General features: G+C 61.6%; 8 protein-coding genes and 2 pseudogenes. All 10 read left to right on the top strand.

The annotated features are described in order from the left end of the window. Positions 1-926: 926 nt before the first annotated feature. The 10 genes and pseudogenes from FNZ07_RS34450 to FNZ07_RS07935 all read left to right on the top strand — a co-directional run bounded on the left by FNZ07_RS34450 (position 927) and on the right by FNZ07_RS07935 (position 14,906). A complete protein-coding gene (locus tag FNZ07_RS34450; protein WP_409373389.1) occupies positions 927-1,040 on the top strand; it encodes a hypothetical protein in 114 nt (37 codons plus the stop codon). Further along, positions 1,030-2,631 carry a cytochrome ubiquinol oxidase subunit I gene (locus FNZ07_RS07895; RefSeq protein WP_091015865.1) on the top strand — a complete coding sequence of 534 codons (1,602 nt, stop codon included), beginning with the start codon at positions 1,030-1,032 and terminating at the stop codon, positions 2,629-2,631. Before FNZ07_RS34450 ends, FNZ07_RS07895 begins: the two co-directional genes overlap by 11 nt. Then, positions 2,631-3,731 (top strand): cytochrome d ubiquinol oxidase subunit II, encoded by a 1,101-nt coding sequence (cydB, locus tag FNZ07_RS07900; RefSeq protein WP_091015867.1) that lies wholly within the window; start codon positions 2,631-2,633, stop codon positions 3,729-3,731. Before FNZ07_RS07895 ends, cydB begins: the two co-directional genes overlap by 1 nt. 19 nt (positions 3,732-3,750) lie before the next feature. Further along, positions 3,751-3,837 (top strand): annotated as a pseudogene (gene cydX, locus FNZ07_RS07905) (cytochrome bd-I oxidase subunit CydX); the annotation flags it as partial. A 229-nt stretch (positions 3,838-4,066) separates the two neighbouring features. Continuing rightward, entirely contained in the window at positions 4,067-4,810 is a 744-nt protein-coding gene (locus tag FNZ07_RS07910) for a YoaK family protein (protein WP_091015253.1), read from the top strand. A gap of 56 nt (positions 4,811-4,866) precedes the next feature. Beyond that, a pseudogene (locus FNZ07_RS07915) lies at positions 4,867-5,974 on the top strand (IS256 family transposase). 523 nt (positions 5,975-6,497) lie between these two features. Continuing rightward, complete coding sequence (gene wecB / locus FNZ07_RS07920; RefSeq protein ID WP_091015255.1) at positions 6,498-7,694, top strand: non-hydrolyzing UDP-N-acetylglucosamine 2-epimerase; 1,197 nt, start codon at positions 6,498-6,500, stop codon at positions 7,692-7,694. Between the two features lie 161 nt (positions 7,695-7,855). Next, on the top strand, positions 7,856-10,075 hold the full coding sequence (locus tag FNZ07_RS07925) for a cellulose biosynthesis cyclic di-GMP-binding regulatory protein BcsB (protein ID WP_245811582.1): 2,220 nt from the start codon (positions 7,856-7,858) through the stop codon (positions 10,073-10,075). Further along, a complete protein-coding gene (locus FNZ07_RS07930) occupies positions 10,072-12,237 on the top strand; it encodes a glycosyl transferase family protein (protein ID WP_091015257.1) in 2,166 nt (721 codons plus the stop codon). Before FNZ07_RS07925 ends, FNZ07_RS07930 begins: the two co-directional genes overlap by 4 nt. A gap of 95 nt (positions 12,238-12,332) precedes the next feature. Next, positions 12,333-14,906 carry an NfrA family protein gene (locus FNZ07_RS07935; protein ID WP_091015259.1) on the top strand — a complete coding sequence of 858 codons (2,574 nt, stop codon included), beginning with the start codon at positions 12,333-12,335 and terminating at the stop codon, positions 14,904-14,906. Positions 14,907-15,052: the final 146 nt, after the last annotated feature.

Raw genomic sequence — 15,052 nt, forward strand, 5'->3', positions numbered from 1 at the left:
TCCAGATGGCGCGCTGCGCAGTGCGATCGGCAGGCAGCAAGGGGGCGGTGGGCTCCGTAGATCTGCTCGGCGCAAGCGCCACGCTATAAGGCGTGCCGTGTAGACACGAGACCCCGGGCGTCCCTGTGGTAGCCGAATTGACTGCGGACTGGATCACGCAGCTCTCCTGGATGATCAGGCTGACCTGGATAGGGGCCTGTCCTGCGGGAGATCCGTGCGACGTGGATGTGCCTAGCAGGAGAGCCGCTACTCCAAGAATCTGAATGTTGCGCAACATATAGAGCACTTTTGCTGCCGTCTGGTTTGTCGCGCTTCCGGATACTCAGTGGGCATCCGGTGCGATACCTCGATATCGGCCGCGTGTGGAAAAACCTGAGCGAACGGTAGGCTGTGAATTCTGAGTCCATCGCGTGACGCCTGTCCAGGCGGTCCACCGGACGGGCTGGGCCTGCACACGTTGTGCATCACGCGCAACACGACGTACCTATCCGGGGCACCGATTCTTCTGACTGGCGTGAGGCAGTAACAGGGTACCTAAGCGCGCGCCTTGTTCATCCCCTACATGCCCAAACGTCCGGCATCGGACAGACCTCGAACGGGAACGCAGTCATAGCTGCAGCACCGGGCTGAGCTCCCTTGCAGCGGTCCGACCTTTTGCCAATGCGCGGGAGCTTGATCGATATCAAAAATCGATCGCAGTGGATGGTTAAGGTGACTTTCATCCAGGGCGTGTCGCGTATCGCCGGCGTCTCGCTGTGGACTCATCTGATAGCGGTACAGGAAAACTGATGCTTATCGTCGACGAGCGACGGCCGGGACACAGACAAGAGGGAAGCCGCATTCATCTTCTGTTGCGGCGACGGTGTCTCGCACGCGATCTGGCCGTGGCACTCGCAGTGAAGTTTGCGTTGCTCGGCGCGCTATATATGGTTTTTTTCTCAAACACACAGAGCGTTGAACCACGCGTCGTTTCTGCCGCCGTTGCGCACATTGTGGCCGGCGATCCCCGACCGTCCGCGGAGACCCATGATGATCGATAACACCGTCGTCGAACTGTCCCGCCTGCAGTTTGGCATTACGGCGCTCTATCACTTTCTTTTCGTACCGCTCACGCTGGGTCTGTCGTGGATCCTCGTCATTATGGAGTCGGTATATGTGATGACCGGCAAGCCCGTCTACCGGGACATGACGCACTTCTGGGGCAAGCTGTTTGGCATCAACTTTGCGATGGGTGTCACGACCGGTCTTACGCTTGAATTCCAGTTCGGTACTAACTGGGCCTACTACTCGCACTATGTCGGCGATATCTTCGGTGTTCCGCTTGCGATCGAGGGCCTGATGGCATTCTTTCTCGAATCCACGTTCGTCGGGCTGTTCTTCTTCGGCTGGCGACGCCTGTCGAAGGTCCAGCATCTCGGAGTGACGTTCCTCGTGGCACTCGGTTCCAATCTGTCAGCGTTGTGGATTCTCGTGGCAAACGGCTGGATGAACAATCCGGTCGGCGGTCACTTCAACTATCGAACGATGCGTATGGAGCTCACGGACCTTTCCGTGGTGGTGTTCAACCCGGCCGCGCAGGTGAAGTTCGTGCATACCGTCTCTGCCGGATACGTCACCGCTTCGATGTTCGTGCTGGGTATCTCCGCGTGGTATCTGCTTCGACGTCGTCATACCGCAATCGCGTTGCGGTCGTTCGCGATTGCATCGGCTTTCGGGCTCGCTTCAGTACTGTCGGTGATTGTGCTCGGAGACGAATCGGGTTACACGACCGGGCAGGTCCAGAAGGTCAAGCTCGCTGCGATCGAGGCGGAGTGGGACACGGTCCCCGCTCCGGCAGCCTTCACGCTGTTCGGGCTGCCCGACCAGACCAAAGAGCACACCGATCTTGCCGTGCGGGTGCCGTGGGTGCTTGGCCTGATTGCGACCCGCTCGGTCGATACGCCGATCGAAGGTCTGAGGCAGCTCAAGACAGAAAACGCCGACAAGGTCCGTAGCGGAATGATCGCCTACGGAGCGCTGCAGCAACTGCGTGCAGGCAATGAGTCTGCGTCCGTCGCCGCGCAGTTTGCCGCACACGGTGACGACCTGGGCTATGGGTTGCTGCTCAAGCGCTATACGTCGAAAGTACTCGATGCCTCTGCAGCGCAGATCGACTCCGCTGCCGCCGATACGATTCCCCGCGTTGCACTGCTCTTCTGGTCGTTTCGCGGGATGGTTGGTCTGGGCATGCTACTACTCGCCACATTCTCGTTTGCCGTGTGGCTGTGTGCAAGGCGCCTCATGCTACTGGGCCGGTATCGCTGGTTCCTGCGTTGGTCGGTACTGGCGATTCCACTGCCCTGGGTCGCGGCCGAGCTGGGCTGGATCGTGGCGGAGTGCGGGCGACAACCGTGGACCATCGCCGGCGTTCTGCCCACACAACTTTCGGCATCGACCCTGCATGTGAGCGATCTCGTCTTCAGCCTCGCGAGCTTCCTGCTGTTCTATACGGTGCTGTTCGTCATCGAGATGTTCCTGATGATCAAGTATGTGCGGCTTGGGCCGCCGGATCACGATGAGCAGGAGCGTGCGCAGTCCGCGCTGGATCGGGGCGGCGAGCGTACCGAAACGCTTGAAAGGGGACTGATGTGATCGACTACGACGTGCTCAAGGTGGTCTGGTGGGCGCTCATTGGGGTGCTGCTGATTGGCTTTGCGTTGACCGACGGCTTCGACATGGGGGCCGGTATGTTGCTGCCGTTCATCGCGCGTACCGACATCGAGCGACGAGTCGTCGTTAATTCGGTGGGCGCGACCTGGGAAGGTAACCAGGTCTGGCTGGTCACCGCCGGTGCGGCAATCTTTGCCGCGTGGCCGATGGTATATGCGACGGCGTTCTCCGGTTTCTACATCGCGTTGCTGCTGGTGCTGTTCAGCCTGTTCTTCCGTCCCGTCGGATTTGACTATCGAAGCAAGGTGCAGGACCAGCGCTGGCGTTCAACGTGGGACTGGGCACTGTTTGTGGGGAGCGCAGTACCGGCGCTCGTATTCGGTGTAGCGTTCGGCAATCTCCTCGAAGGCGTGCCGTTTCAATTCGACGCGGACATGCGTCTCGCGTACGGCGGATCGTTCTGGGCGTTGCTCAATCCGTTTGCGCTGCTTTGCGGGCTCGTGAGTGTCGCAATGCTGGTCATGCACGGCGCAGCGTTCCTCCGGCTGAAGGCGTCGGGGGTCATCGTCGCGCGGGCTGCTTACGTCAACGTCGGGGCGGGTATAGCGACGTTTGCGCTCTTTGTTATTGCCGGTGCGTTGATTGTCACGGTGGTGCCGGGTTACCAGCTATCGGGCAACGGCAGCGTCACGACAGCAAAGGGTTTATGGGTGAGTAACTACGGGTTCGACGTCTGGTTTTCCCTTGCTCCGGCATTGGGGCTTACGGGGGCGCTGGCGTCGGCTCTATGCGCGCATCGCAACCATCCGGTGGGCGCGTTTGCGGCGAGTAGCGTGAGCGTCGCAGGCGTCATCCTGACCGCGGGCGTGTCGATGTTCCCGTTCGTTGTGCCATCGTCGACGGTGCCGCTCCAGAGCCTGACGATGTGGAACGCGACGTCAAGCCGGTTGACGCTGCAGATCATGCTGGTGGCCGTCGCGGTGTGCTTGCCGATTGTCCTGCTCTATACCGCATGGGCCTATCGCGTGATGTTCGGACGTGTGACGGCGGAATCGGTCGAACAGGATCACGCATCGTATTGACTTCAGGGGGGGCTCGATCATGTGGTACTTCGCATGGATTCTCGGTATTGGTTTTGCTGTGGCAGTCGGAGTGATCAACGCGATGTGGCTGGAAGCAAATTCGGACTTCACCGTCGAGTCTTGATGTCGCGACCGCCTTCCGGCGTGTTCGCGCGTGCGGTAGAGAGCGACTGACCGTTGTTGTGAGCCGCAGCAATTTTCTGCCGTCATCTCGATAGGGCCAGCGCAGGGCATCTGATCCGCCCGAAAACCGGCTCGGCTCATATATCTTGTGCATGGGCTAACTGGAGCGCAACCGCTCCGGGTTCACGTCGCCGATACCGAAGGTAGTCCGCATGCCTATCAATTATCTTCGTGGGTTCACGAAACCTGAACGCAGCGACGCGACGAATCGGCGCCTTGGGCAATCGCTCGCGTTTGTCGCCGGGGCAGCGAACGCCGGCGGATTCCTTGCTGTGGGCCAGTACACATCCCACATGTCCGGCGTTGTGTCGGCGCTCGCCGAGAACCTCGCGCTTGGCGGCGTCAATGCGGTCGTGGAGGGATTGAGCCCGTTGCTGTCGTTTCTTGTCGGGGCGGCTACTTCCGCAATCCTGATCAACTGGGGGCGCGGCAGGAGCTTGCGCAGCCAGTACGCGATGCCGTTGATGCTCGAGGCTGCGCTGCTACTCCTTTTTGGCCTGCTCGGCTCGAATCTCGAAACGCACCGCCTGCTGTTCGTGCCGACAACCGTCTGTCTTCTCTGCTACGTGATGGGGCTGCAGAACGCCATGATCACAAAGATTTCAAAGGCGGAGATACGTACGACGCACGTCACCGGCCTTGTGACAGATATCGGCATCGAACTCGGCAAGCTCTTTTACTGGAATGTTGGAACAACACCCCGTAGCCTGGTGCGTGCAGATCGACAGAAACTAGGTCTGCTCGGATCGCTGCTGCTATCGTTCTTTGCTGGTGGATTTGCAGGTGCCATAGGCTTCAGACATCTAGGGTTCGTGTCGACCATTCCTCTCGCTATTGTCCTGCTTACTCTCGCCGTTGTTCCAGTCGTTGATGATGTGCTGGCTCAGCGACGTTAGCTGAGCGGTCCAGTTACGGGCCTGTTTAAGGCATAACATGCTCTCAAGGAGAGACTATGCCTCGCAAACCGAAAGCCAAACCGGCAGATCTGCCGGCGATTCCGGCTGAACTGCTTGAACAGTTCGGTGGCCCGATGACGGCCGAAGCCATCAATGCGGCCACGATGGCCCTCAAGAAGGCGCTGATCGAGCGGGCGCTGGGCGGCGAGATGAATCACCATCTCGGTTATCCGTCAGGCGCCACCAAACCGGTCACCGTCACCAACCAGCGTAATGGCCGCGACGCCAAGACGGTGCTGACCGAGGACGGCCCGATGTGCATCGAGGTGCCGCGCGACCGTGACGGAAGTTTCGAACCACTGCTGATTCCCAAACACGAGCGACGCTTCGCGGGCTTCGACGACAAGATCGTTGCCGTGTACCCCCGAGGCATGACCGTGCGCAAGATTCAGGGCTTCCTGCTGGAGCACTACGGTACGGAGGTCTCGCCCGACTTCGTCAGTTCGGTAACCGACGAGGTCACGGCCGAAGTCACGGCCTGGCAGGCCCGACCGCTCGACCCGATGTACCCGGTCGTATTCTTCGACGCACTGCGCGTGAAGATCCGCGAAGATGCCGTGGTGGGCAACAAGGCGGTCGGGCGTACTGCCAGACGGTACACGCGATATCCTGGGGGCTCTGGATCGAAGGTGCCGAGGGCGCCAGGTTCTGGATGAAGGTCTTCAACGATTTGAAGACGCGCGGCGAACGATATTGACGGCCTCGAGGGCATGCCCGAAGCGCTGGCAGCCGTATTCCCCGGGACTACGTTGCAGACCTGCATCGTCAATGAATTTGCCGACGGACCCTGGGGCGAGAAACTTCTGATGACCAGCATGGCCTGACGCAGTGCATGGGATCGCGTGATCCCGTTCTTTGCGTTTCCGCCCGAGATAGGCAAGATCATCTACACCACCAATGCCATTGAGAGCATTGATGCGCAGTTGCGCAAGATCCTCAAGACCCCGCGGCCACTTCCCGAGCGACGAAGCCGCTACCAAGCTCATCTGGCTGGCCTTGCGCAATACCACTGCCAGCTGGGGGCACGCCGCTCACGACTGGAAGACGGCCGCGAACCAGTTCGCTATCCTTTATCAGGATCGCTTCCTCAGATCATCCGTGTAATTCTCAACCCGCCTTGAACACGGAAATTCTGCCCCCCTCAAGTCAGTTCACATTTTGCACGAAGCTTCTGAAGCTCCTAGTCAATCCGCCGCGCTCCGAATTAACCCCGGATCTAAATTGGCACGGAAGGGTCATTGCGGTTGTCAAATGTCACTGATTTTTACAACTTTGCCAGCATTGAGAGGGAGTCGAATATAAGTGCGTATAGCGACGTAAATACCCGATTAATGCTGTGAAAATACGATTCCACGCGGCTCGCGCAACAGTTTTTTGGCCTCATAAAGTCAAAAGTTGCCAAAAATTCGGTCGTGTCGCACGTTATGATATCAGCCTTCAATGTATCAATGAATGATGCTGCGAATCTGGCCTACAGTCGCCTGATCAGGCGCTATATTTCTTCTCATGAAACAGCGGTAGAAATCAGTTCGGTGTCTGGGAGACAGCTATTCCCCTTACTGAGGGATTCCGGCGACAGATCTGCGCGCCGTCAATCAACCGGATAATTAGTTAGAGGTCTTAAGTTATGCCATCGAGGATCCTGTCGATATTCGGCACGCGGCCGGAAGCCATCAAAATGGCGCCGCTCGTCAAACAGCTCGAACTGGATCCGGCCATTGAATCGATCGTCTGCGTGACGGGACAGCATCAGCAGATGCTCGATCAGGTGCTGGATCTGTTTCAGATCACCCCTCATTACAATCTCGCATTGATGAAGGGTAACCAGACGCTCAACGGTCTGGCGTCGAGTCTGATCGCTTCGCTCGACGATGTGCTTGCCACTGTTCAACCTGACCGCGTGCTGGTCCATGGCGACACCACGACGGCGTCGGCGGCCGCACTTGCCGCATTTCATCGCCGCATCCCGATCGGCCACGTGGAGGCAGGGTTGCGTACCGGCAATCTGATGCAGCCGTGGCCGGAAGAAATGAACCGCCGTATCGTCGACGTTATGAGCGACCTGATGTTCGCGCCCACGGCGAGTTCAAAAGCGAATCTTGTGGCCGAGGCCCTGTATGGCGAGATCATTGTCACCGGCAACACGGTGATCGACGCACTGAGCCTGACGACCACCCGTATCGCCAACGACGCGGCGCTGCGTGCCAGGCTCGACGCGTACCTGCCGTTTCTTGACGGTTCGCGGCCAATTCTGCTTGTTACCGGCCATCGCCGCGAAAGTTTCGGCGGGGGCTTTGCGAATATCTGCAACGCGCTGGCCGATCTGGCGAAGACCGACACGGTGCAGATCGTATATCCGGTGCATTTGAATCCGAACGTGCACGGTCCCGTACAGAGTGCGCTCGGAAAGGCGCGTAACGTGCATCTCATTGAGCCACTCGACTATCTGGGTTTCGTGCGGTTGATGCAGCGTGCGACGATCATCCTGACCGATTCGGGCGGCGTACAGGAAGAGGCACCTGCGCTCGGTAAGCCGGTGCTGGTGATGCGCGACGTGACAGAGAGACCTGAGGCGGTCGCTGCCGGTACGGTACGCCTTATTGGCACGGCACGCGAAGCCATCGTGCATGCGGTGACGGACCTGCTCGAGGACGCACAGGAACGCGATGAATTCGCACACCGGATCAATCCGTACGGCGACGGCCGCGCGTCTGAACGGATCGTTGCGGCCCTGGCCGGCCGTCCGTTCGACGAATTCGCAGGCGGTGCGGGTCGGCAGGCCCATCCGGCCATGCCTGTCGCATCGCAGGAAGTCGCAGGATAGTGCCCCCCGCGCGAACCTCGTTTCGCTGATGCCTCAGGCGAGGGCGGCTCCGGCGTGGTTTCAACCGGTCCTGCTCTAACGCTGGCAACCTCTGCTTTCATGGAACCCTCAGTGCAACGACTTCGCTGCGCTGCTTATGCACCCATTCGAGAAAGAACGACGTGACCATCAATACGCTTGTGCGCAGTTTTGCGCTCTCTCAGTTGAACGCGCTTGCCGTGTTGTTGCTGCTGGCTTCCACCGCTTATGCGCAACAACCTCAACTGCCCCAGCGGGCGACCGACGTCGCCGGCAGCTTTGCACAACTCGGCAGCGGGCGTCTCGCGACACGCACCGTGTCATTGACTGGCCTGGGTATTCGCGATCCGTTGGTGCTGCATGCACCCGACGGCCGTCAGGAACTGTATCTGCCGGTGCCAGCCAACGTGCCGCTGACCGATGCGACACTGCAGATCGACGGTAGCTATTTGCGCGGCGACGGCGGCCGCACCACCATGCTGCTTTCACTCGACGGTTCACCGGTGCTCTCGCGCAGCCCCACGCAGCCCCAGGGCGACGGCTCCGCAACGCTCGGAGTGGACGGCGCCCCGCGACCGAACGGCATGGTGCGTGTCGGTCTCGACTGGTCATCGGTGATCAACGATAACATCTGTACCGATCAGACTGCGATCGGCAACGTCTGGCGTATCGCGCCGACTTCGCGTCTGACCTACCGCTACGATCCGGATGCAATAGTCGATCTGCGCAGCGCGTGGAGCGCGTTGCCGCAAGAGCCGGTGGTGATGCTCGGGGCCGCCACGCTAGCTGCGCCCGCGTTCGATGCTGGCTGGCGTGTCGAGGCGCTGCTGCAGCGTGACGGCCATACGCCTGTGACGCGCGCATGGCCGGCCGTTGGCGAGACCGTTGATCTGGGCAACGTGCAGGTGCCGGCTCCACTTCGTGCGATTCCGGCGTTTGCCGCGCTCGCTGCGGGGGGCTCGCACAAGCTCGCAAGTCCCGCGGAAGTCGGTGCCCTGATGGCGCTCGCGCCCGGTTCCGCGTTCGCGCCCGACGTGATCGTTGCCGACGACACCCTGCGCAACACGCTGAAAACCACGCTCGACGCGTTGCGCGAGCAGGTGGTCGGCGCATCGCCGGATGCGGCCGCCGCGTTCGACGCATGGCGAGAACGCGCGGTCGATCCGATCGCGCAGCCGCTTGCAGCGGGCGAAGTGCGCCTCGCGCATCTCGGTGGCCAGACCGCGATCGTGGTGGGCGATAACAATGGCGTCGCGCTGCTCGCGCGCAGCTGGCGTCCGATCGATGTTGCAAGCCGCCTCGTCGTCCATGAGGTGGACAACGCGCCGGATACGCGCGGTGACCGGATTGCACTGTCGCTCCTCGGTGGCGAGCCGCGTACGCTCGACGTGCAGGGTCGTGCGACGTGGGACGCGAACTTCGACCTCGGCGCGGCTTCTGGCAACGGCAAGCTGCCGGGTGCCGTGGTGCTCGACGTCGCCGCATCGCCCACACCGAACAACACCGCGCAAACGGCGTCGGTGTATTTCAACGACGTGCTGATTGGCTCGCAACTGCTGGGTGCCAACGGTAAGCCACAGCGTATTTCCGTGCGTGTGCCGCGCTACGCGCTCGCGCCGAACAACCTGCTGCGCGTGGTGTTCCAGCGCCAGCCAGAAGGCGGTTGCCAGCCGCGCAGTCAGGGTTATCCGATCGCCGTGCTGCCGACCAGCCATCTGACGCTGGTCGATGCGAAGGTTGATGACGATTTCACCGGCATGGATGCGCGATACGCGTCGGACGCGAATGTGGTGGTGCCCACGTCCTACCTGAACGACGCCATCCATACGTTGTCGCGGATCGCGCGACTGGCGAATGCGAGCGGTATCGCACCGACGCGCGCGAATTTCAGCGTCGCACAGGATGGTCAGTCGTTCGCGCCGAAGGGCGCGTTCCTTGCCGCCGATGTGATGCTCGCCGACGAGAAAAACCTGACACGTCTGAGCAAGGACCGTCTGTCGCTGACCGATGCCTCCGGCAAGATGCTCATCGACGTGTCTGGCCTGAGCCGTATCGGTGTGATCGAGGTGGTGAGGTCGGGTAGCGTGTCGGGCATCGCCTATCGTACCGTCGGCGACACTTCGGCGATTTTCCCGGCCTCGCTGCAGCTGTCGCACGGCGATATCGCGATTGTCGACGGTAGCGGTGTGCTGCGTCAGTTCGACACGCGGCATCCGGGCGAAGTGATCGACGACGACGCGCAGGATCAGCGATTTGTGCTGGGTTGGGTGCGCTGGGGCGTTCCGGTCGTACTGGTCGGCCTGCTGATTGTGCTGCTGCTGGTGGCCAGGATCGCGCGCCGCAGGAATCGGGACAAGTCGTGAGCATCGGGCTGATCAAATGGTATAGCGGGTACGTCGTCGCTCACTATTACCAGGGGCTTGAGTACGTCGCGGCGGTAGTGGCGGCCATTATCCTGCTGTCCAGTTTCGACGATCTGTTCATCGATGCCTGGTACTGGACGCGCACGCTCTATCGCTGCTTCACGGTGAAGCGCATCTACAAACCGCTAACTACTGCACAGCTGTATCAGCGCGAGGAGCAGCCGATCGCGATCATGGTGCCGGCGTGGCATGAGTACGACGTGATCGCCGCGATGCTCGAAGACCTGGTGCGAGTGGTGGATTACCGCAACTACGTGGTGTTCGTCGGTACCTATCAGAACGATCCCCAGACGATCGCCGAAGTGGATCGCATGCGTCGCCGTTATAAGCAACTGCAGCGCGTCGAGGTGCCGCACGACGGCCCGACCTGCAAGGCCGACTGCCTGAACCGGGTGATTCAGGCGATCTTGCGGCATGAGAGCGAGGCGGATATCGAGTTCGCGGGTGTCGTGCTGCACGATAGCGAAGACGTATTGCATCCGGTCGAGCTGAAGTTCTTCAACTACCTGCTGCCGCGCAAGGACATGATCCAGCTGCCAGTTGCGTCGCTCGAGCGCAACTGGTTTGAACTGGTGGCAGGAACCTACATGGATGAATTTGCCGAGTGGCATGCGAAGGATCTGGTGGTGCGCGAGAGCCTTGTCGGCTGGGTACCGTCGGCGGGTGTCGGCACCTGTTTCTCGCGCCGCGCGCTGCTCGCGTTGATCGACGAAACCGACCGGCAGCCGTTCAATACCGAAAGCCTGACCGAGGATTACGACGTCGGGGCAAGGCTCGGCAGGATGGGCATGCAGTCGATCTTTGCGCGCTTTCCGGTGCAGTTCGCGACGCGCCGCAAGGCCTGGTTCGGCCTCGGCAAGGAGCGCGATATCACCGTGACGATGCCGCTGTGCGTACGCGAATTTTTCCCCGACACACTCCGCACCGCGTACCGGCAGCGCGCGCGCTGGGTGCTCGGCATCGGTCTGCAAGGCTGGGAGCAGACCGGCTGGACCGGCTCGCTGGTAAATCGTTATCTGCTGTTTCGTGACCGCAAGGGGATCGTGACCGCGTTCGTCAGTATTCTCGCGTACGTGCTGGTCGTTCAGTTTTTGCTGTTTGCCGCGGCCGATGCGCTCGGTGTGATGCCAGATCTGATCGCGTCGCCGTTCTCCGACTCGGGCTGGATGCGAGCGTTGCTATGGATGAACGGCTGCGCGCTCCTGTTGCGCGTCGCGCAACGCTTCTATTTCGTGACCCGCCTGTATGGCTGGGAGCACGGTGTGCTTTCCGCCCCGCGGATGGTAGTCGGCAATTTCATTAACTTCATGGCCGTATCGCGTGCGTGGAAGTTGTTCGTCTCGCACCTCGTGACCGGTAAGCGGCTTGCGTGGGACAAGACCATGCACGATTTTCCTTCCGCGGATGGTTTTATCAATCGCCGTCAACGCCTGGGCGAGCTGCTGATGTCGTGGCAGGCGATCGATGCAGACAGGCTTGAGCAGGCACTCGGCGACAGGCATGCGCGCGAAGCGCCGCTTGGCCGCGTGCTGATGGCGAAGGGCTGGCTGGACGACGAAACCCTCGCCGAAGCGATTGCGTTCCAGGCGGATCTGCCGCGCGGCAGGCTCGATGTGCCAAGACTCGCGCAGGACGCCATACATTTGCCACTCGAAGCGATCGTGCGTCACCGCGTGTTGCCGCAATCCAGTGAAGCAGGTAGTCCCATCGTTTTGCTGACGGCGGGCCCGCTCACCGAACCCGCGATTGCTGAATTGACCGGGCTGGCGAGCGGTCCGATCGCGCAGCGCATCGTCCGCGAAGGCGAGATCGCCGCGGGGTTGCGGTTGCTGCGAGGTGTCGACGTCGCAACGCCGGTGGCTACACCTGCCTCCGCCGGCGAGGTGCCCACGCGCGGCGCACCGCTGATTGGTGATCTGCTGATCGAATACGGCCACGTGCGGCGCGAAGCGTTCGAAGTCGCGATGCAGCACTATCGTCCGGATCTCCATGGCCGTATCGGCGAGTACATGGTGGCGTGCAACGTCATCTCGCGTGTCGCACTCGACAACGTAATCCAGCAGCAGCGTCGCCTGCTTGACGATCCAGCGGCCGCCAAATGACTGAGTTACTTCTCATGACAGGCACGCGGGCAGTATCCGCAACTGCTTGCAGGCAGACTCGCGTGTCTGTGTGTGTGCCACCTTCCGTGTCTTCGATGCGGCACGTTGCCGCCGTTATGGTGACGGGTGTGCTGTGCTTTGGCGCAAGCTCCGGACATGCGCAAACATCGACGCAGGCGCAGGGCGAAGTGGGCGCAGCACGGATGTCAGGTGCATCCGGCACGCAGAACGCGCCTGATACATCCGGTGCAGTGAGCATCGCGAGTGCGCAGCTGCCGGCCGCCTCGGAGCCGCTGCCGCTGAGCGGTGCCGCGTATCGGGTCGCGCAGGACGCCTACGCGGCCTATGCGCGCCACGACTACCCGACGGCAGTTGCGGCCGCGCGCGAAGCGATTCGCCAGCGGCCCGACGTCGCATCGCTGCGCCTCCTGCTTGCCAATGCGCTGGCGGCAGAACGTCACTCTGGCGAGGCGAGCCGTTCAGGTCCTGGTAGCCGCGAACTGCCCGGCGACCCGAACGCCCTGACCGGCGCGGCGCTGACCAGTGCGCAGCAGGCGTACAACGCCTATGACGCGAAGGATTTCCCGGCCGCGGTCCGATATGCAAACGAGGCGATCGCGCAACGTCCCGACGTGCTGCGGCTACGTTTGCTGATGATCGACGCGGCCAGTGCTGCCGGTCAGGACGCCGATGCCTGGAGCGCCGATCTCGACGCCGTCAGGCGTTTCGGCGACCGCGACGAATTGAGTTTGCGTCGTCGCTTTATCGGCAACCGGCTGGCGCCGAAGGCATCCGGCAGCTCGTATGCGGCGCTCAAGCGTGGCGACGATGCGCAGGCAGTAGCACTCGCGCGGCAGACAGTCGAGTACGAGCCTGATAAGGCCAGCTATCGCGTGCAGCTGATCGATACGCTGTTCGCCACCAACGATCTGGCTGGCGTGCAAGCCGCTGCAAGCGCGGCGATTGCTGCCGACGACATCGGGATCATGCTGTTGACGCTGCACGGTTACGCGCTCGCTGCGCAAGGCAAGACGAGCGAGGCCGATACAGACTTCTCGAAAGTGCAGCAGGCACACGATGCGACGCAGCGCAATCAGCGCATTGCGCGTGTGATCATCGCCGACGTGTGGATTGCCGAGGGCGAGGCGCAGCGCGCACTCGACCTGCTCGCGCCACTGAAGACGAACGGCGATGACACCGACCCACCGATCGCCCTGCGCCGTTACCAGGCGCGGCAGTTGCTGGCGAAGGCTTCGTCGCAGGTGCCTGCCGTCGCGCCTGCACGAGCCGTGACTGCCCAGGCGATCGATCCAGCGAGGCGCCCGGTGATCGACTGCACCGTTGATCAATTCGGCGCGAGTTGCGACGTCTACGCAGCCGACCCCGGCTTCTTCGCCGCACGAGCCTCCGCTGCCGCGACGACTGCGAAGGACAGGACCGGCGCAGTCGGTTACGCACGCGAAGCAGTCAAGGCTGCACCGGACGACCCGCAGCATCGGATCGAGTTGATCGATGCGCTGAGCGCAGCGGGCGATGCGAAGTCGGCGACCCGCGAAGCGCGCAGGATGATCGACGCGGGCATGGACGCCGCGATGCCGGACCTGAGCGCGGCGTACATCGCACAGCGGGCCGGCGATAGCCGTCTCGCCTATGAGCACTTCAGGCGAGCCGACGAAGCCGGGCAACTGCCGGCTCGCGCGAATGCCGACGCCGGCTACGCAGCGTGGCGGGCACACCGTAACCGCGACGCCGCGAAGTATTTCGAACGCGCGATCGATGCAAACACGGCAGTCGACGCAACGATAGCGACGTCAGCGGCGCCGACGACAAGCGCTGCTCCAGCCGTGCCCAAAGAAGTCGCAAACGACGCGCTGAACGGCGGCAACGCACCTGTCACCCCAATCGCGCTGAACGACATTCGCAGCGCGCATGCGGACGTCACCCGCAACTGGGGTTTCAACGTGTCGATGAACTATCGTGGTGCGGGGATACAACCGGGTTTCTCGCCGTCTCCGGCGCAGAGCACGTCGAACAACTGGCAGACCGGTGTCGAAGCATACTGGCGGCCGTTCGGCAGCCTGGGTGACCGGATGTTCGAAGTCTACGCACGCGGTTACGAAAGCTTCGGCGTGAAGGGCGGCAGTCCAAGCGGCGCCGACACACTGCAGGCAGCGGTCGGCGCGCGCGCGAAGCCGTTTTCCCAGATCGATGCGATCGTCGCCTTCGAACGGATCATTCCGATCGGGTCGTCGGTCAATCCGGACTGGCTCGCGCGGCTCGCGTATTCGGGCGGCTTCGGCACCGCACGTCGCGTCGACGTGCCGTCGTGGTGGACCGCGCAGATCTACGCCGAGGCCGGCCACTACCTGAATGGCGATTCGACCTACGCAACCACTAACCTTGAATTCGGCCGCACGTTCCGGATGGACCGCTACAGCCCGAAGTGGACGGTGTTTCCGTACGCGGTGATCGGTGCGGACTACGACTCGACCGTCGATCACAGCATTCCGCTCGGCGCAGGCATCGGCATTTCGACGCGCTACTGGATGCGCGACAGCATGTACGATACACCGCGTTCGTATATCGATCTGTCGGTGCAGTATCGTTTGAAGATCACCGGCGACGATCGCGCGCGTGGCGTTTTCTTCGGCGCCACCTACTCGTATTGAAAGGACTGAATCAGATCAATCTCTACAGGATATGATCCGTTCGGAATCGCTGGTGTGCCAGTCATTTCCGGTGTCGGTGAACTTCAGGGTCGATCGTGTTCAGCTTGCTCAGGATTACCGTGACGCCCACCTCGAATCGTAGCGCC

Source organism: Paraburkholderia megapolitana (assembly GCF_007556815.1).
Lineage (GTDB): Bacteria > Pseudomonadota > Gammaproteobacteria > Burkholderiales > Burkholderiaceae > Paraburkholderia > Paraburkholderia megapolitana.